The organism is Pseudoflavitalea rhizosphaerae (genome assembly GCF_003991355.1).
Taxonomy (GTDB): Bacteria; Bacteroidota; Bacteroidia; order Chitinophagales; family Chitinophagaceae; genus Pseudobacter; species Pseudobacter rhizosphaerae.
Map to the genome: position 1 here is coordinate 16,337 of NZ_RCSU01000016.1, position 19,826 is coordinate 36,162.

Annotated in this window: 15 protein-coding genes and 1 tRNA gene; 8 read left to right on the top strand and 8 right to left on the bottom strand. The window is 43.4% G+C overall.

All coding sequences use genetic code 11. The features are described from left to right. The first annotated feature begins 76 nt into the window (after nt 1–76). The 3 genes from D9Y29_RS22595 (at nt 77) to D9Y29_RS22605 (ending at nt 4,208) form a co-directional block, all read left to right on the top strand. Entirely contained in the window at nt 77–2,578 is a 2,502-nt protein-coding gene (locus D9Y29_RS22595; protein WP_127132510.1) for a hypothetical protein, read from the top strand. Nucleotides 2,579–2,628: 50 nt separating this feature from the next. Continuing rightward, nucleotides 2,629–2,988, top strand: coding sequence for a hypothetical protein (locus D9Y29_RS22600; protein ID WP_127132511.1), 360 nt, complete (start codon nt 2,629–2,631; stop codon nt 2,986–2,988). A gap of 77 nt (nt 2,989–3,065) precedes the next feature. Next, the gene (locus D9Y29_RS22605; RefSeq protein ID WP_127132512.1) at nt 3,066–4,208 is read left to right on the top strand and encodes a hypothetical protein; all 1,143 of its coding nucleotides are present in this window, start codon (nt 3,066–3,068) and stop codon (nt 4,206–4,208) included. Between the two features lie 61 nt (nt 4,209–4,269). Here the strand turns inward: D9Y29_RS22605 and D9Y29_RS22610 are convergent, their stop codons facing one another. Together D9Y29_RS22610 and D9Y29_RS22615 are read right to left on the bottom strand one after the other, a co-directional pair. Further along, nucleotides 4,270–5,517, bottom strand: a complete 1,248-nt coding sequence (locus tag D9Y29_RS22610; protein WP_127132513.1) for a site-specific integrase — start codon at nt 5,515–5,517, stop codon at nt 4,270–4,272. A gap of 248 nt (nt 5,518–5,765) precedes the next feature. Further along, nucleotides 5,766–5,850 (bottom strand) — tRNA-Ser (locus D9Y29_RS22615). Nucleotides 5,851–6,487: 637 nt separating this feature from the next. On the opposite strand from D9Y29_RS22615, the gene D9Y29_RS22620 reads away from it, so the two are divergent. From D9Y29_RS22620 to D9Y29_RS22635, 4 genes are all read left to right on the top strand, one after another. Continuing rightward, nucleotides 6,488–7,033 carry an RNA polymerase sigma factor gene (locus D9Y29_RS22620; protein WP_127132514.1) on the top strand — a complete coding sequence of 182 codons (546 nt, stop codon included), beginning with the start codon at nt 6,488–6,490 and terminating at the stop codon, nt 7,031–7,033. A gap of 104 nt (nt 7,034–7,137) precedes the next feature. After that, complete coding sequence (locus D9Y29_RS22625) at nt 7,138–8,106, top strand: FecR family protein (protein ID WP_127132515.1); 969 nt, start codon at nt 7,138–7,140, stop codon at nt 8,104–8,106. A gap of 125 nt (nt 8,107–8,231) precedes the next feature. Next, entirely contained in the window at nt 8,232–11,531 is a 3,300-nt protein-coding gene (locus D9Y29_RS22630; RefSeq protein ID WP_206513853.1) for a TonB-dependent receptor domain-containing protein, read from the top strand. A gap of 12 nt (nt 11,532–11,543) precedes the next feature. Further along, nucleotides 11,544–12,383 (top strand): hypothetical protein, encoded by an 840-nt coding sequence (locus D9Y29_RS22635; protein WP_127132517.1) that lies wholly within the window; start codon nt 11,544–11,546, stop codon nt 12,381–12,383. 111 nt (nt 12,384–12,494) lie between these two features. On the opposite strand, the gene D9Y29_RS22640 is transcribed toward D9Y29_RS22635, so the two are convergent. Next, the gene (locus tag D9Y29_RS22640) at nt 12,495–12,998 is read right to left on the bottom strand and encodes a hypothetical protein (protein ID WP_206513854.1); all 504 of its coding nucleotides are present in this window, start codon (nt 12,996–12,998) and stop codon (nt 12,495–12,497) included. A 224-nt stretch (nt 12,999–13,222) separates the two neighbouring features. Here D9Y29_RS22640 and D9Y29_RS22645 point away from each other — a divergent pair, with 224 nt between their 5' ends. Further along, the gene (locus D9Y29_RS22645) at nt 13,223–14,950 is read left to right on the top strand and encodes a catalase (protein ID WP_127132518.1); all 1,728 of its coding nucleotides are present in this window, start codon (nt 13,223–13,225) and stop codon (nt 14,948–14,950) included. Nucleotides 14,951–15,011: 61 nt separating this feature from the next. Here the strand turns inward: D9Y29_RS22645 and D9Y29_RS22650 are convergent, their stop codons facing one another. From D9Y29_RS22650 to D9Y29_RS22670, 5 genes are all read right to left on the bottom strand, one after another. After that, complete coding sequence (locus D9Y29_RS22650; protein ID WP_127132519.1) at nt 15,012–15,803, bottom strand: TerC family protein; 792 nt, start codon at nt 15,801–15,803, stop codon at nt 15,012–15,014. 3 nt (nt 15,804–15,806) lie between these two features. After that, complete coding sequence (locus D9Y29_RS22655; RefSeq protein WP_127132520.1) at nt 15,807–16,475, bottom strand: DedA family protein; 669 nt, start codon at nt 16,473–16,475, stop codon at nt 15,807–15,809. A 38-nt stretch (nt 16,476–16,513) separates the two neighbouring features. Then, a complete protein-coding gene (locus D9Y29_RS22660; RefSeq protein ID WP_127132521.1) occupies nt 16,514–16,816 on the bottom strand; it encodes a TFIIB-type zinc ribbon-containing protein in 303 nt (100 codons plus the stop codon). Nucleotides 16,817–16,913: 97 nt separating this feature from the next. Next, nucleotides 16,914–17,240, bottom strand: coding sequence for a hypothetical protein (locus D9Y29_RS22665; protein ID WP_127132522.1), 327 nt, complete (start codon nt 17,238–17,240; stop codon nt 16,914–16,916). A gap of 179 nt (nt 17,241–17,419) precedes the next feature. Beyond that, the gene (locus D9Y29_RS22670) at nt 17,420–19,639 is read right to left on the bottom strand and encodes a hypothetical protein (protein WP_127132523.1); all 2,220 of its coding nucleotides are present in this window, start codon (nt 19,637–19,639) and stop codon (nt 17,420–17,422) included. Between the last annotated feature and the right edge of the window lie 187 nt (nt 19,640–19,826).

Consider the following 19,826-nt stretch of genomic DNA (forward strand, 5'->3'; position numbering starts at 1 on the left):
CTTATTACTCGATTTTCCGTCATCTAATCGCAACGAAATTAAATTGCATTGGGAATTAAATAATGAATGTTGCTTTATGGAATTCAATGAAGATGAACATACCTCGAATAAAAAGCTGAAGTTCCGGTTGTTTAAACCAGAGGAAAGAAATTACTGGAAAAATTTTGAAATTAATATCGACGCCTTTTGTGATAAATGGGGAATGTATAAGAGTGAACTGGAAAAGGAAATAAAAGGATTTTCTGAGGAACAATTGAAGAAAATTTGCTTCCTCTTGGAAGTTACCCCAAAGGTAACCGAGTCAGACTTCGAGGAGACTCTGCTCGGTGCATTGGAAAAATCTATCCTGTTTTTTTGCATTACTAAGTTTGCTTCTGTTAATCCCAAAGCAATATCGAGGCATTATAATATAAGGATTAACGGCGGTAAGGTTGACAGGCCGAAGGTTTTTATAAAGACGCTGGAAATCTATAAATCCGGCAAACTCTCGGAGTTGTATTTACTACTTTTTATGCAACGTGTAGGAAAAGCAAAGTATTCATTTGATGTTGTTGCCCAAAAGGGTATTTTGAGTTTTGAGGCTGCCAGGAAATCTGCAGAGCTGCTGGTAAGGTATTTAAACCGAAATGACAAAGAAGGAAAGGAATACCATTTAAGATTTTCGGAGAAAATTAATAGAGATTTTGTTTTCCTGTTACTCCGGGAGACTTCTGACAAGATAGTTGCTTCCCTGCCCGATAATACCCGGGTAAAGTATGGGCGATATCTTCTTGTAAGAATTGAAGGCACTGGAAAGCTAAGTATCAATACCAAAATCCATCAAGAGGCGGCGAGAATCAAAAACTACCTTGCAAGGAAAACAAAGTCTTCCATTAAATATAATAAGGAGTATGCAACATATGATTCGAAAAAATTCTTTGACTCGATATTAGAAGAAAAGTCAATCTCAAAAGATGTGACTCTACTCAATGTTACGTTTAGAAAAACCGTAATGGGGGAACAGGAATTAAAGGTAAGTGATAAATTGAAAAAGAATGATATTACTCATGTAATAAGGCTCATGCGTGACAAGGGTATTCTAAAGCTAACTGACTTTTCCGAGTTCCAAACATTGACGTTTTCGTTCAAAGGTGTTTCTTTCATTATTCAGATTCGAGAAAATCAATGGGGACAATTGCGCTTAGTAGTCCTGGATCAAAGAAAGCCTGCCAATGAATTAAGAGACTTCAAACAAGCATTTTCACGCGCGTACGATATTCCATTTGACGCTTTCTTAAAATCAAAGGATGTTGTCACTGATAAAATGACCATAACCCGAAAGATTTTAGATAACAAAACGCTCAGCCCGGATATGCCGGAAGATGTTGAGTCTGTGTTTTTAGACCTGATCAATAATAATTTCATAAAAAAACCGGTAACCAGTGCTAAGCGAAAGTGTGAAGAATGCAGGCATGTTTATTGGCAAAAAGGAGATTGTCCTAACTGTGGAAACCAGGCTTTCTTTGAGGGCGACTATATAGACGTTGAAATCGATGAAATGCATTTCGGCGACCATCTTTATAAAAGCATTAAAGCTGACAAATCCTTGACAGTAAAAAAAGTTAAACGCCAAATCAATCGACATTCATTCCCCTTCATTGAAGTAATCAATAAAAATGGTGATTTGCTGAGTATTTACACCAGTAAATCAAATATACCACTTGCGGTAACCGAGCATTTCGAAGAAAATGGCAAGCCTTTGTTAATCGTACTATTAAAATATAAACAAGCTGTACAGGCTGAAATAGCCGAGAAGAATTTTGAGTGCGCTGACTTTGTGGAGATAATTAACAAGGATAAGAGATTTTTGTCTGAACTGGTCAAAACATCCATCGATGCGCAAAAGAAGAAATGGCAAGCCAAGGTTATTCAAAAAGCAACTTTGTCGTTCAACCGGATCAGGTCAAAGGGCGCAAACTATGGGGACCAGTTTTTTGAGAAAGATATTTATAACTTACTTCATGTGCTGTTCCCAATAGCCGATAGGTTGGGTGGCAAATTCGCTGGAGTTAAAGCCCCTGATGGTATTATCTCTATACAGGATTACGGGAAGCCACGCAAGCGATTTTGTTTTGGCTGGGATTGTAAATTCAGCCTATTTACAAAGGGATATCAACTTAACGATAAGCCGGAAAAGCACAAACACTACCTAAGTACATTAAGTAAAAATGAAACTGTAACCTTCTTTGGAGGATTCAAAGTTTATGCATTTATCTCGCAGAACATGGATGAATCAAGGTATGCTAAGTTTTATAGGAAACTTATTGCCAGGGCAAGGTGGAAAGGGCATATCTTATTATTAACTGAAAGTAACGTACTGCTTTTATACACTGTCTATAAAAATAATGAAGAACTCATCAAAAGTTACCCAAACCTTTTCTACAGAAAAATATTTACACTTATCAGCAAACCCTGGCTTGCAGAGTCAGAGCCTTATAAGTACATCAGCAACGAGCGTATCATGCAAACTATGGATGATCTGCAGGCTCAGTTTAAAAAGGTTCATAAAAGGTTTAATTTTAAGAGATCAGATTTTTAATGATCATGGTGTTAAATCCTTTATCTTACTTTACAGATAAATAATGTAAAATGATCGATCTTTCTACCCAATCAGGGTTGTATGATTTTATTCATTCGCACAAGTTAATGAACAGGCATAGTCATATCGAGTTCATGGCTAATGTATCCATTAAGACCAGTAAGCATGAAATTGCCACCGGGCCAGTTAAAATGATGGCGCGGTTGGATGGATATGACAATCCTGGGACACTCACCTTTCTTGATTATGAATTCGATCCAAAGTTGTACCCAAGCGACTTTGCTGTAAAATGGCAAAAGTTTACACATGTGAACCTGGAATATCTGTTGATAGAAGGCTTTCATAAGCTTAATGCAGCTATAGGTAAATATGAAGTAAAGGTTTTTCCGCTTCACAGAACTATAGATTAAATATAACTTGGAAGCAAGTCCTCCGTCCTGTCATTCAGAAACTACCTGTTATTTATTTGTCGTTATTAATGATTCGTATGAATACCTCTGCTCCCAAAATAACTATTCCAGCATTTATAGCATCCCCTTTACCGTTTCGACTTATTAAAAGAAGTACCAACGACAATTGGAATCCAGATATTGACGACATAAATAAATTTACTTACGATTATGTAAGGCTACATCGCGTTAGTGGGACTATTGACATAGGCCTTCCTAAGCCATATACAATGGCCGTTACATTTGATGGAAGTTTCATTTTGCCTGCTATAAAGAAATATTCGGACATTACTACTGCTGTTGACGAGTTTAATAACTTTTTTGGTAGCCTCCTATTAGGAGGCGTTTTTACCCAGGCAGTAGATGCTACATTCTTGCAGCGATGCTTTGTACATAAAAACTACTACTTTGAAACAGTTCATCAGCCGTTAAATTCATTTGTTGAATTGAAAAATAACTTTCGCCACAAACACGCTAGTGTAAAGGATAATATCATTCTAATGGATTGTGAAAGCATTCTATTGCATGATATATCTATTGCTTATTTAGCTGGCAGAGCGATATTGCAAAAAGTCACCAACCTTTCCCCTTCATTCCTTATCAAGGGTATGTCGACATACATTAATAATTCATTTGCTGAATCGCTGGTGAACAACTGGTTGTCGGTTGAACAAATACTGGACAATATTTGGCAAAAAAAAGTCGTTCAAGATCAAAGTCCTGGAACGATCAAAGGTCGCCAAGATTTCCTGAAAGATAACCGGACTTGGACCACTGCAGCAAAGACAGAATTATTCTTCCAGAAGGGCCTAATTAACGAAAGACTTTACAATCAAATTTCAAAAGCAAGAAAAGCTCGAAACAATTTCGTCCATACAGGGACAAATCCTTCAAAAGAAGAGGCTGAGACAGCTTTTAGTTTACTATTTTTCCTGTTGTCACTCGTCGTAAGCGACTTTAAAGAACAAAATATTTTTGACAAATTGCTTTTAAAATATAAAAAAATAGATCCTATAAAAAGAAATTTTTACGACAAAAAGCCAAGTTCTTTTAAAATTGAGGCTGTTTCTTATTGGCTCAACGCGCCAATTCCTCCCATACCAGGTAGCAACAATTGGGATGAACAATTGTATCCATACGACATTGGTTTTGACTTTGATAATCAAGGCGATACTAGATAAAGTCAACGTATAGGAACAAATGTTAGCAATCCGTGCAATAATAACTCATGCAATTCCTATTTTATGCTGTCTTAAACCCAGTCCCTCCTTTATCTTTCTTTCCAAACTTCTCTCGCAACAACCTCATATCATCACTCACCTTCCTGTCAAGGATTTTCGCATAATGCTGCGTTGTCTTTAGATTTTTGTGTCCCAGCATTTTGCTCACCGATTCCATCGGCACCCCATTGCTGAGCGTAACAGTAGTGGCGAAAGTATGCCGGGCAATATGAAAAGTAAGATTCTTATGAATTTTGCATACATCGGCAATTTCCTTCAGGTAGGCATTCATTTTTTGATTACTCAACACCGGCAGGGCTTTGCCCGAATTGACGCAAACAGGGTAGTCCTTGTACTTTTCCAATATTTGCACCGCTGTCGGCAAAAGAGGGATACGGGAAGCTGTTTCTGTTTTTTTCCGGCTGGTGAAGATCCAGTAATCGCCATCGATCCCACGGGCAACCTCAGACCGCTTCAATTTCTGCACATCTGCATAAGCAAGGCCGGTAAAGCAGCTAAACACAAAAATGTCCCTAACGTGATTTAAACGATCAGTTTCATAATCCCTTGAAACAATAGTTTGTAATTCTTCTTCCGTCAGAAAATCTCTTTCCACTTCGTGCTTTGTCATCTTAAAACCTACAAAAGGATCTTTCTGCAGCCAGCCCTTGCGGATACAAATATTAATGATCTTCCGGAAATTGCTGATGTACTTGATCGCGGTATTGTGGTTGCAATTTCTTTGCGTTTTCAGCCAAAACTCATAATCGGCGACAAATTCATAATTCAGCCGTTTGATATCAATGTCGTTAATTCCGTACTTCCATTGCAAAAATGCTTTCGTGTGATTGCTGGAAGTATTATACCGTTCCAGGGTAGCAGCGGAAAACTCCTTTCCGATCAAAGCCGCCAACTGATCGTTGTGGTGCTGGAAAATCTCAATCAGCATCCGGGGCCGTTCCTGGTTGCCCATCCATTTTTCCCGGAATGTTTCAAAAGTAATGTCCAGCCCATCCTGCACCATTTCCCGTTCCAGCTTCAATACTTTACCGGTAAGCGTGTCGAGGTAGGTATTGAGCTGCCGCGCCTCCACGCTGTTACCCCGCGCGCGGCCCGCCGCCGCACTCCAACGCGCGACCTCGATATACCGTTGAATGCTGTGTTCAAGACGTTGCCCATTAATTGTAATGCGGGCATAGATTGGAGTCAAATTCCCTTTGGTCATTTTAGACTTGCGGGCATAAAAAAGAATACTGATCCGGTGTTCCATCTTCCACCTCCTTTTTTGTGTTTTACGAATGATTAAAATCCGTCACTAAAAGTTCTATCGCTTCAAACCCTCACCAGTAGGGCGTTTCCGGAAAATTCGGTGCACCGAAATTAAGTAAGATTCAGGTGCACCGAATTTCCACCTTTCAGGCTGATTTCGTTTGATGCGATTTGAGGTGGAAAAATCAAAAAGGGCTCACAAAACCAGCGTTTTATGAGCCCTTTAATACGATTTGATAACTTATCCAGCGGAGAGAGAGGGATTCGAACCCCCGGACCTGTGACAGTCAACGGTTTTCAAGACCGCCGCATTCGACCGCTCTGCCATCTCTCCGGCGCAAATGTAGGGGCATTGTTGAAAACAACAAAATCTCTTGGAAACATTTTGAAAAAAAATTCATCATTAACAACAGAAACTGAGGCATTAAGAGCAAAACCAGATGCATAAAAAACAGTCTGGACGCGGCTTCCAGGGCATCAATCCTACTCCCTTTGAAAATGATTCTTCCAACTATCCTTTTTTAACAACCACATAGTATCCCCTAATGTTCCTTCACCAACCTGCGGCGACTTCCCAGATTATTTTTTTAAAGCAAATGAAAAGTTCGATAAATTCTCCCCCCCCCACATCCAGGTAAACATCACTGGGGGCCCTCCGGCACGCCTGATCTGAAAATAAGCTTCTTCCAGTTGGCCAGCCGGGGATCATCCTGAACAGAATTTGTAAAAGCTCATTCGTTTCGCTTGTACAAGAGCGTTACCAGTTGCCGGTATTGTTTTTGAGCTGGACGAGGTTGCCAGCACAGTACCGAACGTGCTTCCTGATTCGACAGCTGCATGTAAAAAGAATCACCCAACTTTTAAGCGAATCCGCTACCGCTCCTACCCACCCGGGCATTCATTCCTGATCATGGCATAGCATAACATTAACTTAACACCCGGAAGCTACTTTTGCCCCACAAGTAAAATGTATGCTTTCCAGTACTTCTGCGGATAAAGAATATTTTACCAGGTTGTATAAGCAGCACCATCGCAGCTTGTATGCATATGCCTATAAGAAATCAAAGGACCAGTTCATTGCCGAAGAGATCACACAAACTACTTTCATCAAATTCTGGAACCATTACCGGAAAACCTGCATACAACCTGAAACGCCTGAAAGATTATTGTTCTTTATATCGAAGGCATTACTGGTAGATCATTTCAGAAAAAGATCCACCGCCATTTCCATCGAAGAAGCACTTTCAGAAGTGGAAAACCTGGCAGACAACAGCACTATACAATCTGCGCAGGTATTGCGTTTCGAAGAACTGGTGAGATCCGCCGCGGCGTCACTTCCTGAAAGGCAAAAGCAGATCTTCGAAATGAAATATTTCCGGCAATCGAAACACGGAGAAATTGCTGCCGAACTGAATATTTCTCCACAAACCGTTAAGAACCTCCTGGGCAAGGCCGTGAAAAAAGTAAGGAGAATCGCTGCACAACAATTCCTTCACTCCTTTACAGGTCTTCTGTAATTCCAGTTTCCCATTTTATTATTACCAAATTGTGAACTCGGTTCCTACTGTGGTACCATCGCAGGTCCGTTACGGTATTACAATAAAGAGCGCATTCCATTTCAATGAATCAGAATCAGAATCATATTCATAAGCTCATCGACCGTTTCCTGGCAGGCATGGCAACTCCTGAAGAACAAGAGGAAATGCAACAGTACTTCCATCTGCATGGTCTGCAGGAAGCTTTACCCGAGGCTGAAACTGAATTCCATCCCGGAAAGGAACAGTCGAAGAAAATGTACAGAAACCTTATTCAGCAATTACAACCAGGTGGCGCCGCCAAAGTTTACAGGATGCACAATAAATGGATGCTCCGGATAGCAGCGGTACTCATACCTATAGCTCTCATTGGAGCAGGCATTTACCTGATTCAAAAACCAGCTCCCCAATCTAAAGCCAAATATGCACTTGCGGAAATAAGGAACAACAGCGAAGCCGTTCGTTACCTCCAATTGAAAGACGGCAGTGAGATCTGGCTTAACAAACATGCAGTACTGAAATTGGATACATCCAGCTTCACTCAAAATAGAAAACTGTTCCTTCAAGGTGAAGCCTATTTTGATGTATCGCATGATCCGGCGCATCCTTTTGAAGTGAGTAGCGGACAACTCAATACTGTCGTATTGGGCACCTCCTTTTCTATAAACAGCAACAGCTCCTGTACCAATGTAACTTTATTCACGGGAAAAGTATCACTACAGTCAACAGGTATCAATTCACAACTTTTGAGTCCGGGCCAATCCGGGGAATATGACCTGAAAACCCGTACATTCCGGACTGCACCGGCTTCTGAATATGCCATCGCCTGGAAGACAAAAGAGATAAACTGTAAGAATGAAAAACTGGAATCCATTATTCACTACCTGCAGGATCATTTCGGGATCAATATAAGGATCAGCAAACGAATCGGCGGAAAACGATTCTCGGGAACTCTTTCCCTGCGGGGAAATATATCATCTGTTCTGACCCGGCTGTTATTCGTTCATCAATTACAGCACAGAAAAAATCCGGATGGCAGCATAGTCATTTATTAAAGCACCCATCTGAGAAAACTCTAACTGCCTCACTGAGTGCGGTACAGGAAACTATTGACATCACCTGGCATAAACTAAAATCAACCTAAGCAATGCGCACCAAAAGAATGCAACAACTAATCAGCATGCAACTTCAATTCCTGATTATCTGTTGCCTGACCCTCACCCCTACCCTGCGCGGACTGGCACAGACAGCCGATAAGGGCAACCTGGGCACCATCGTCCGGGAACTGGAAAAGAAATGGATCGATTACAAATTCCTCTACGATTTTGAAGCCTTGCAAACAAGATCGGTAGTATCCAAACCTGATATCGCCAATTTGCCTGTAGAGCAGGTCCTGAACAAACTACGTAAAGACGGGTTCCTTACCTATCGCATCGAATCGAAATCGATTTCCATCGCAGTACTTCCCTTCATCCCATTGAAAAAAGATCCAGGACTTGTAACCGGAAAAGTGATCGATGAAGAAAATGGACAAGCAGTTTCAGCCGTCAGTATCCGTTTCGGCAACAAAGGCACTACCAGTCTTGTAGACGGCACCTTTTCCATCTCCTTACCCAAAGGCAAATACGAAGCTGAGGTTTCCTCCGTCGGTTATGGGAAAAAGATCATATCCGGTGTGGAAGTGAAAGAAGGTCAACTTACCCATCTCACTATCACCCTGAAAAGGAATAAAGGACAACTCGCTGCCGTTGTAGTGAGATCATCCGCAAGGAAAGAAGGCGTGAACGCGCACTACGCCAGGCAGAAGAATGCAGCTGCGGTAACAGACGGCATCAGCTCCGAACAAATTTCCCGTACACCTGATAACGATATGGGACAGGTGCTGAAAAGAGTATCGGGACTAACTACTGTAGACAATAAGAATGTTATCGTCCGCGGTATGTCTGACCGGTACAACCAGGCAATGCTGGATGGTGTAGTGATACCCAGTACCTCCATGAACAGAAGGAATTTTTCATTCGATATTATCCCTGTTGAAATGGTGAGCAATGTAGTGGTAAATAAAACCGCCACTCCGGATATGAGCTCAGAATTTTCGGGCGGACAGGTTTCGATCAATACCCTCGATATTCCTTCTCAGAATTTCACCACTATCACCATCGGTACCGGCGGTAACAGCCAAACTACCGGAAAGGATTTCTACCAGCTGGGAGAACGCAAGAGCAGCGAGTATTTCGGCTTCTTCGACAAATCGTCCAAAAAACCTGAAGGCCTGACTCCCTGGTATTGGAATATTGACGCTATTCAGCTGGATGCCCCTCCGGGCGTAAGCAATGATCCAAAACTCGATGACTGGTCGCTCAACTTCGAAAGACCTGGCATGAAGTACAACGACCTGGATGCGATTGCACAATCCAGGAAACTGAATGCAGATCCCCTGAAACTGCAAAAGTATAAAGGCTCACCCAATCAGAATTATCGAATTGCATTGGGGCGCGTATACAAAATGAAAAACAATTTGCAATTCGGATTTTCCGCCAGCGCCAACCTGAGAAATGAACAAAATATCATACACTTCAATAATGTTCGTGGACAGGATTTCAGGAAGAATTATATAGACAGTTCGAAATATGGACAAAACGGCGCCGGAAGATCTTACCGTTTCAACAGCAGCAGCGGCCTGGTGGGCAATCTCGGTTTACAGGGAGATAAATTCAAGATTGCTCTGAAGAATATGTACGCCCGCACTTACAGCAATAACTACAATGAAGCGGTGCGACTGGATTACCGGGACGAAACACATAAGATGCGGAAAGAAATATACCAGTTGCCCGAGGCCATGTCGCTTCAGCAACACCAGCTCATTGGAGATTACCTGCTCCCCGGCGGTATCAAATTTGAAGGACAATTCGCTTACAACAAGATCAGTCAACAAATCCTGGACGAAAGAAAATTCCAGTACAGGCTCACTACTCAGTTAGGCGACAAATATTATTTCCAAAACCCCAACCTGCTGCAGCACTCAGGATGGTCTAACAACACAGTGGCGCTGGATTCAAGAATGTGGACGCAGATCGAAGAACAGGATTTCAACTGGGCCACTAATTTTTCCAGATCATTCGGAAAAGGAAAAAAGATAAACACTATCGTGAAAATGGGTTACCAGGGATGGAGAAAACAACGTGCACTGGAAGTGTTCCGCATGTTGCCCATGACCAGGTCTGCCAAAGCCGGAGAGATCCTGCCGCAAATCGAGATGCCTTATGAAGTGCTGCTCGATCCGGCCAATGTTGGCGCAGGTACAGGACAGGCATATTACTACGCAGAGAATATCGGCGGAAATATATTCGACGGAGATATGAACAATCATTCCATGTACCTCATGGCCGACCAGAAGCTCTTTGGCAAGCTCAGACTGGTATATGGAGCAAGACTTGAATATTACGATATCAGTAACAGGCAGACTGAATTACTGAGAAAAAAATTCGGCAACGAAATTCCTGATTATCTCAAATTCCAGGAAGAAGCAAAAGAACAGGATTGGCAATTGCTGCCTTCGGTCAATGCCACTTATAGTTTCACCAATACATTGAACCTGCGCGCAAGCTACTCAAAAACCGCTATCCGTCCGGATTTCAGGGAAACCTCTTTTTTCGGGTTCTATGATTATGAGCTGGATGCTAATGTATCCGGACAGGACGTGATATCTACAATGGTGGATAATATCGATCTCCGGTTGGAATGGTATCCCAGTCCGGGTGAGATCATTTCACTAACCGGTTACTACAAGTACCTGGACAAACCAATTGAACTGGTGAACCATCCTGCTTTCCAGGATGGCAGCTATTATGTTTTCGCCAATATGGCTTCAGCCAAAAATTATGGACTGGAAATGGAGGTACGCAAGAACCTTTCATTCGTAGCCGGCAAATCCTGGCTATCTGACCTGTTCGTATATGCGAACGGAACATTATTGAAGTCGACTGTCAACTATGAAGGACCCTGGGAGTTCAGAACTGTTGACGGCAAGATCGAAAGGTTCAAAGAGCGGATTCCGGGAATGGACCGCCCGTTGCTCGGTCAGTCGCCCTGGTTATTGAACCTTGGTGTTGGTTATTGGGGAGAACTGTTCGGAGCAACAGTTAGCTATAATCATCGCGGTTACCGTTCCAACCTGATCATGAAAGATCCTTCGGCCATTGAATACGAACTGGCTCCCAAACTGCTGGACTTCCAGTTATACGGCCGTTTCCTGAAGAAAAAAATGGAAGTGAAAGTAAATGTCGCCAACCTGCTCAATGAGTGGACGCGATATTACGTGAATGCAGAGGGCTATCAGCCTGCCAACGATGGCAGCGGCGTACTGAAATATGATCGTGTAAAAGGAGACAATGGATACAGCAGTGCAGATGGGGATCTCATCATGTACCGCAGGCAGGAAGGTCAGCGATTCAGCATTACTGCCACTTACAAATTCTAAAAAAATAAAATCATGAATAAAATAAAACAGGCCGGTTACTGGTGCCTTCTCCTTATCATAATGCTTGGCTCCTGCCAGAAAGCTGAACAGGTTGAAACTTTCAGGGATTTTGTAAATGTATCTTTCGACGCATCGAAAGTAGCACTGGCTAATAATGGACAGGGGATCTTCATTGCAGCAAAGTACAATGGGTACCCGGTGGAATGGGATTTGAGCCTGAAAAAGATAAAAGTAGTGGAAGGTGAAGGAAAATTTGAGTTCTACGATATCCGTAACGGAAATACAGTACTGGAAAAAACGATCGATGTCAAAGCAGGTTCCGAAGAAACCTATATTTTATTTCAACCTACACTTGAATCACCGGTAACCTTCATCGATGCCAAAATGCAGGACCAGGAAGAAGCTGCTCCTGCAGGACATATAAAATTGAAAATAGCAAATTATGCACAGTACCTTATTCCATTTACCAGAGTGGATGTAAAAATGTACATCTCATACTTCGATGAGGATTGGAATGAAGTACGTGAAGAAATTGGCATGATACGCGATATTGCCAAAGACGTGAATGGTGGCGAATACCAGGTATTGCCGGATGGCGTCCCCGAAGGTTTGGTCAACTATTCATACCTGTTTGAATTCTTCGATCATGAAACAGGGCAGCCGCTCCTGAATTATGGTGGCGCCACCTATTCATCAGCTGCCTTTGCGCCGCCTTATCTCGATCCGCTCCCAGCAAGGAAAGTTTTTACCTTATACCTTGCTCCCTATAAAGCATGGGGCGAAACGCCCTTCTTCCTCAAAAAAGATGAAGAATTTTGGGAGGTAGCATGCAATGTACTTTTCGCAAACTAATTCCGCCCCTAAATTTCAAGCTGTACAGAGAACGCCTCAATTCGTTTGGGGCATTCTCGTTTTTACTGATAAAATAACTGGAATTGTCCGGCGCGCCGGGTAGGGCAACCACTATTTCCCCTGCAATACCTTGTAAGCTTCCGGCACCTCTACCCCGTTGAATTCACCAGTTGAACCATAAAGCACCAGGAGCATGATCACCAATCCGGCAATCATCACAGCAATGGATTGATGCCAGGGAGAAAGACCAGCTATGTTTCTTTCCATTTTTTTATAATGAATGCAGGCAATATGTGTAAAGAAGGAGAAAATAGCCATTGCATAATAAGGAATGAAGAACAAACTGAAAGGAAAGCTATTCATGCCTGCAACCCCAAAGTAGAAATTGGTATCTAGGTTCAAAATAAACCTTCCGGTGAATACCGCGCCTACATGGACCAGGAAGAAGAATGCCAGGTAAAGGCCCGTCCATATTTGCAGTTTATCGAAGCTTTTTGTTACAGTTCTCTTTTGTTTTTTGAAAAGATATAGTCCGGATACAATTTGCAGCAGCACAGACAGGAGAATAATGGTTTCAACGAATGCATTGCGGTAAACAATCCTCAGTGAATTCATTACCTCAATATGGAAGTCCGCTCCCAAAACTGCACAGCAATGATTGAACAAATGAAAACCTGTAAAAATGGATAACACCAGACCAGAGCAATAATGCAAATTTCTCATGACCAGAAAATAAGGATTGCAGGGTTGAATTGATGCTGTCGAAGATAGATCAATATTAAAGTAAAGCAACTACCTGCTTTTGTGGACATCTTTGCTCACTGATTCCAGGGAATAATATGCCGGTATTCTTCATCCAGGATGCACACAAGTTCCCCGATATGGTGCATGCCTTAAAACCTGAACCTCACAACGAAATACCGCAGGCGGCTTCTGCTCATGATACTTTCTGGGATTTCATTTCCCTCATGCCGGAGTCAACTCATATGATCATGTGGTTGATGAGTGATCGCGCTATTCCCCGCAGTTTCCGTATGATGGAAGGATTTGGCGTACATACATTCAGGTTCGTAAATGATCAGAATGAATCACACTTTGTAAAGTTCCACTGGAAACCTTTACTGGGCGTTCATTCTGTAGCATGGGACGAAGCACAGAAGATCTCAGGCAATGATCCTGATTTTCATCGGCGCGATCTCTGGGAATCCATTGAGTCAGGCATATATCCCGAATATGAACTGGGCGTACAGATCATTCCTGAAAAAGATGAACACAGTTTCGATTTCGATCTGCTGGATCCTACAAAGCTGATTCCTGAAGAACTGGTGCCGGTCCAACGCATCGGCAAGCTCACGCTGAACAGGAATCCGGATAACTTCTTCGCAGAAACAGAACAGGTGGCATTCCATATCGGCCATATAGTGCCCGGTATCGATTTCACCAATGATCCACTTTTACAGGGCAGACTTTTCTCTTATACAGATACACAACTGATCCGGCTGGGTGGCCCCAATTTCCATGAGATCCCCATCAACAGGCCCATCGTTCCTATACACAATAACCAGCGTGATGGTTTCATGCGGCAGCAGATCAATAAAGGACGAAGCAGCTATAATCCCAATTCGCTGGGAGGCGGCTGCCCCTACCAGGCAAAAATGATGGAAGGCGGATTCACTTCCTACACAGAAAAGATAGACGCTCATAAAGTGCGTCAGCGAAGCGCCAGTTTCTTCGATCATTTCAGCCAGGCCAGACTTTTTTACAACAGCCAGTCGGATCCTGAGAAGGCGCATATGGTAGATGCTTTTTCCTTTGAACTGGGGAAAGTGGAAACGATCGCTGTGCGAGAAAGGATGCTCCGCATTCTTGCAAAAGTGGACAAAGGCCTGGCCGCCAAAGTAGCCTGGAACCTTGGTCTCCATGTGCCTTCCGATAAAGATATTGCAGAGCCGATCAACCAAAGTATTCCCGCCGATGGCAATCCGGCAGATTTCCAACCGGTGGTTAAAGAACTCTCACTGTCAGCATCAAGCGCTTTAAGCATGGCCAATACAGTGAAGGATTCAATAAAAGGCAGGAAGATCGCCATATTGGTGGCAGATGGCGTAGACAGTGTTGCCGTTGAAAGCATGCTGACAACATTGCAAAAAGAAGGAGCTGTTGGAGAACTGATCGCGCCCAGGTTTGGCCTGGTGCAGAGCGCCGGCAAAGGGGAACTGCTGGCAGACAAAAGCCTGCTCACTACAGCTTCTGTGTTCTATGATGCAGTGTTTGTGCCTGGAGGCGCCAACAGCGTGGCTTTCCTGGAAGCTGACGCTGATGCTGTACATTTCCTGGACGAAGCCTACCGTCATTGTAAAGTGATTGCCGCAGATCCGGATGCACTCCAGGTTTTGAAAGCAACCCGTTTCGGAAGAAAATTCCCTGAAGCAGTTACTGCTGATATGCCCATTGAGGCCGGGATCATCCTGAACAGCGACCGGACTCAACTTGAAAAACAATTCATAACAGCTGTTTCCCAACACAGGGTTTGGGAACGCGAAGACGAAAGAAAAGTGCCGGCCTAGAAAATCAAAAGTCCCTGCGTGATGCAGGGACTTTCTTATTATGGAACTTATCAGGTATTACTTAATTGATCATTGGTCTGTCAGAATCGTTCAGCTTCACTTTCGCTTCCCTTCCGCGGAGTTTGATGTTCAGCATTTCCACCGCCAGTGAGAAGAACAGGCAGGAGTAGATGATGCTCTTGCTTACTTCCTGATGGAATCCGCTTGCCACCAGCACAACACCGATCACAACCAGGAAGCTGAGGGCCAGCATCTGAAGGGTAGGTTGTTTGTTGATGATGCGGGTAACAGGTCCTGCAAACAGCATCATAACGCCAATGGACACTACCACTGCGATGATCATGATGATTACGTTCTCTACAAGTCCCACCGCAGTGAGGATGGAATCGAAAGAGAATACGGCATCCACCAGGATGATCTGTCCGAGTACAGAGGCAACGGAAGAGGCAGCTTTACCGGATCCGGATTTCTGTTCTTCTTTTTTCACCAGTTTGTGGTGAATTTCCAGTGTGCTCTTTACAATGAGGAAGATACCACCCGCAATGAGTATGAGGTCTTTCCAGCTAAGGCCGATGGGACCGTCCGTGAGATTCTTTACATGCGGAAGGGTGAACACCGGGTCTTTGAGTCCGATGATCCAGTTGATGCAAAGCAGCAGGAGTACACGGAACACCATTGCGAGCAGAAGGCCTGTGTTACGGGCTTTTCGCTGTTGCGCTGCCGGTAGTTTACCTGCTACGATCGAAATGAAGATGATATTATCGATCCCCAGGACTATTTCCAGGAAACAGAGTGTGAGTAAGCTTATCCATACCGCCGGATCTCCAAAATCCGGCATAAGAAATTCGGTCATTTTTTAAGAGTTTAATTGATCGGCCGGGAGGGGTTCTTTTTTCTTTCGGCTGGCGATCATTTTGATCAGCACCGGGGCGGTGGTTACAACCACGATTCCAATGATGATCTTGTCGAGGTTATTTTTTACCCAGTCATAGTTACCTAGCAGGAATCCTGCTGTTACAATACTTCCGGCCCATGCAACGGCGCCGAGGATATTGTACAGTGTGAACTTTTTGCGGTCCATATTCACCATTCCGGCAACAATGGGAGCAAAGGTACGAACCACGGGCAGGAAGCGTGCGATCATGATGGCTCCCCCTCCTTTCTTTTCGTAAAAGTCCTTTGCCTGTATAAGATACTTCTTTTTGAACAGCCAACTGTCTTTTCGTTTCATCAATACTTCACCCGACTTTTTGCCGAACCAGTAGCCAACATAATTTCCGATGATGGCGGATGCCGAGATCAGTGTTACCCAATAAAGGAGGCTCAGTGCGGGAGCCACATCGGGACTAACGGATTGGGCAATGATCATTCCGGCGATGAACAGCAGGGAGTCTCCTGGGAGGAAGAACCCGGCAAATAGTCCGGTTTCAGCAAAAACAATAAACACTACAATATAAAGGCCACCATGGGCCATGATCCACTTAGCGTCTGTGAGATTGTGAAACAAATCCAGCAATGCCTGCATTTTCTATCTTTTTAATTATCCAATGGGTTTAAGAATGCCTAATCAAAATCGAAGAGATCTCCGAGAAACCCTTTCTTTTTGTAGGGTTTTTGATAGGGATTGTGTTTATGATGCTCTTTATAATGATCGTTATCGTATTTCTTATATGGCTGTTGATATTGCTGCTGATGGTTCTGGTTTTGGCCTTGTTCGGCTGACCTGTACTTCTGTTCAGCATATTCCAACATTTTATCGAGCTCACCTTTATCGAGCCAGATGCCGCGGCAGGAAGGACAATAATCGATCTCGATGTTGTTCCTTTCGGTCATGAGCAGGGTCTCATTGCAATTCGGACATTTCATACTATTAATTTTTCGATTGGGATGAAAATGGAAAACAAGAATATCGGGCCTCCAACTGGAGGTCGGTAAACGGAAACCATCCGTATGAAATGCGGGATCAAAAAAGGGTGTATCTGAAGAGGAAAACGTAATAGGCAGGTCTTTTCACTGTATCGAAACCTGCTATCGGAGAAGTGGAAATATGTACAGGTTCAACAGCCTTTTCAGCAGCTTCCGAACCGGGCTGCAGCTTTTTTACACATTTAACCTTGGTCTGTTTTCTAATAGAAAGATGGAGATCGGAGTTAGGGCCACTGGCATCTCTGAACTCGGCCAATCTTTCCATACCCGTAGTACTGGGGAGCAGCCAGCCTGCTTTTACATGCTGCTGATCTTGTACCCTGGGGGTAACGAAACTGCTGAAAAGCACCAACAACAGCCCCATAGAGAGTATGAGGGTGCGGATGGAAGCCTGTCGGCAATTAAAATATGATAAAAATTCACTAATTGGTATCATAATCCCGGCCCGCGAATTTATAGAAAAAAAGTCTTTGAAACTGTTAAAGCGGGGATTGGGATTGAGCTGGGAGGGTGAAATCCTGCATTTAAGGGTTCCTGGGGGGATCAAAACGATTTCATGAATTGAACGCTGGCCATTTCGTTCCGGACAAGCCCCTGATTGAAACCGGGGAGGTATCCCCGCTCATAGCTCAGAAAAATATTATCTTGTTTGAATATCCTGATATTGGTGTTCAGAAATCCTCCTGCTTTCACCTCTTCACTATTGAGCGCATTCACTTTAACGCCAAAGCCAAGTGCAAATAGTTTACCAAAGGGTATTTGAAATCCTTCTTCCAAAACAGTCAACTGGTAAGTGCCGTTCTTGCTAAAGGAAGCTCCCATACTGGCAGTAAACCTGCTGAACATGAATTGTTGCGACCAGTAGATATTGGTAGAATTGAAATAGACATAGCCGCTATCGCTTTGGTTATTGAAGAATTTATTGAACATGATGGTAGAGCTGGTGGGTAGCTTTCCGAATTTGTAATTATGCAAAACGGTGCCGGTAAGTGTTTGAAACCTGTTTTCCACTATTTTGTCATCGAATACTGTCAGCTGGCTCATTGGTTGGTACCCCATAGTTACTACCGGCCAGCGACTTTTCCGGAAAGTGGCGGTAAGGCTTTTGAATACGGTATTGCTTTTATAATTCTGTTCAAGATATGGGTTGGAGAATTCATTTTTTCTGAGCGATCCACTGATCCTCAACATCCTTCTGAAGAATGGCTGCTCTACTTTTATGGTCCATGTTTCCAATGCAGCATTTGCCTGGAAACTGCTGAAAGATTGAAAATTTGCTCCTGTTTTTTTATACAGCCCTTCGATCCTGGTTTGTGTACCGGGCAGATAAGATTGTGCTTTGAGAGAAATCGCCTGGTTACTCTTATCTGATAAATTCATGGAAGTGTTCTTACCTGGTGGGCTGGAACGGAAATCAGGAGAAATGGATTTGGCTACCTCTCCAATGAGGAAGGTATGTTGAGCCACTTTCCATTTGGCTTCCAGGCTAAAGCCTGTAACGGGAATTGAAGACTGGTTGGAATTGACGAATAATTGCTTCTTCCCATGGTACATTCCGAGGATGACATAATTCTTTTCCAATCGCCCGATCCCTGCCCGGAGCATGTAAAGGAACTGAGGTTTCCGGTTGAATCCGTTTACTGTAAAATCGCGGAAACGATAATCCACCATTCCTGCAGTAACACCAAGATAATACCGGCTGTTGTATTCAAAATTGATTCCGTTCACGCTGACATTTTTCGCTGTCAGTTCGCTTGTATTGGCGGTGCTTCGTCCCAGACTGAAATTCCTGATCCCCATGAGCCACTTGTATTTTGCGGGTATGCTGGCATCTTCGAGTCCATATTCAGAAAGCTTCTCGCGCCAGTTGGGAGTATTGATCAACTGGTCCCATTTTCCATTTACGAGTTGTTTGAAACCTTCCAGGCGAGACTTGTTTTTGTCATAGATCGCTTTGAGGGAATCAGTTTGTCTTTTTACAGTTTTATAGGTTTCTACGGTTTTATAATATAATTCCAGGAATTGCGCAGCAGATTGCTTAACGGAGTCTTCCACTTTTTGATTGGTGCTGTCTGGCAGTTCATAATTCCAGGTGATGCCGGGCACTTTGAGTACCTGGTTTGCTTCTATCAATGCCTGTGGTGTAAACCGGGTGTGTAGCAGATCATCCAATTCGCCAAGTTGGGAATTTTTCAGGCCATACAATTTTTCAGTGAGCGAGTCTTTGAGATGGGGAGCCATTTTCAACAGGCGGTCCCGCATGGCAGCCTGGAGCTGGTTCCTGAAAGCGCCGGCATCAAAAGATACATTTACACTGGTGATATCTCTGAACAAGGAGGAATTGCTTTGCCGGCTCCAAAAGGTCACACGCATGGGCAGGATATTACCCAGGGTGAAATTGAGATGTCCTGTAGTATTGTGTTGGGCAAGGTCTTTTTCTATGTACGGAGTATCGATATTGGATCGATAATCGAACTGATAACTTACATAACCTCCTGCAAATTTGACAAGGGGTTTTGTGTCGAAAAGGTTGGCATAAGTATGATTGGAGAGATCGTTCATGAAATCCCGCTTTTTCATTTTCAGGCCTGCGGGAGTGGTAATGATATCGTTGGCAGTTGAACGGAATGTTTCCTTTGCAAGTTTCTTCTTTTCTTCCAACCATTGGAGACTGCCGCGGATCAGGGTATCAGGAAGTTTCCCAAGGGTATCAGCCAAACCAGAAATGGACTGTTTGGTTTCGTTCAGCTTCTGTTTAGCCAATTGAGGAATTGAATCCTTTGCAGCATTGAGCCTGCTCCTGCCAGAATCTATTTTGTCCTGTAATTGCTGTTTTACAGAAATAGACGTTGAATCTTTTTTGCTGGCAGGCACTTGGCGTCCAAAGCCAGAAAAGGATAGCAACAACACCAGCGAAAGAAACGCTGAAATTTTCAGTGAAGGGACAAAG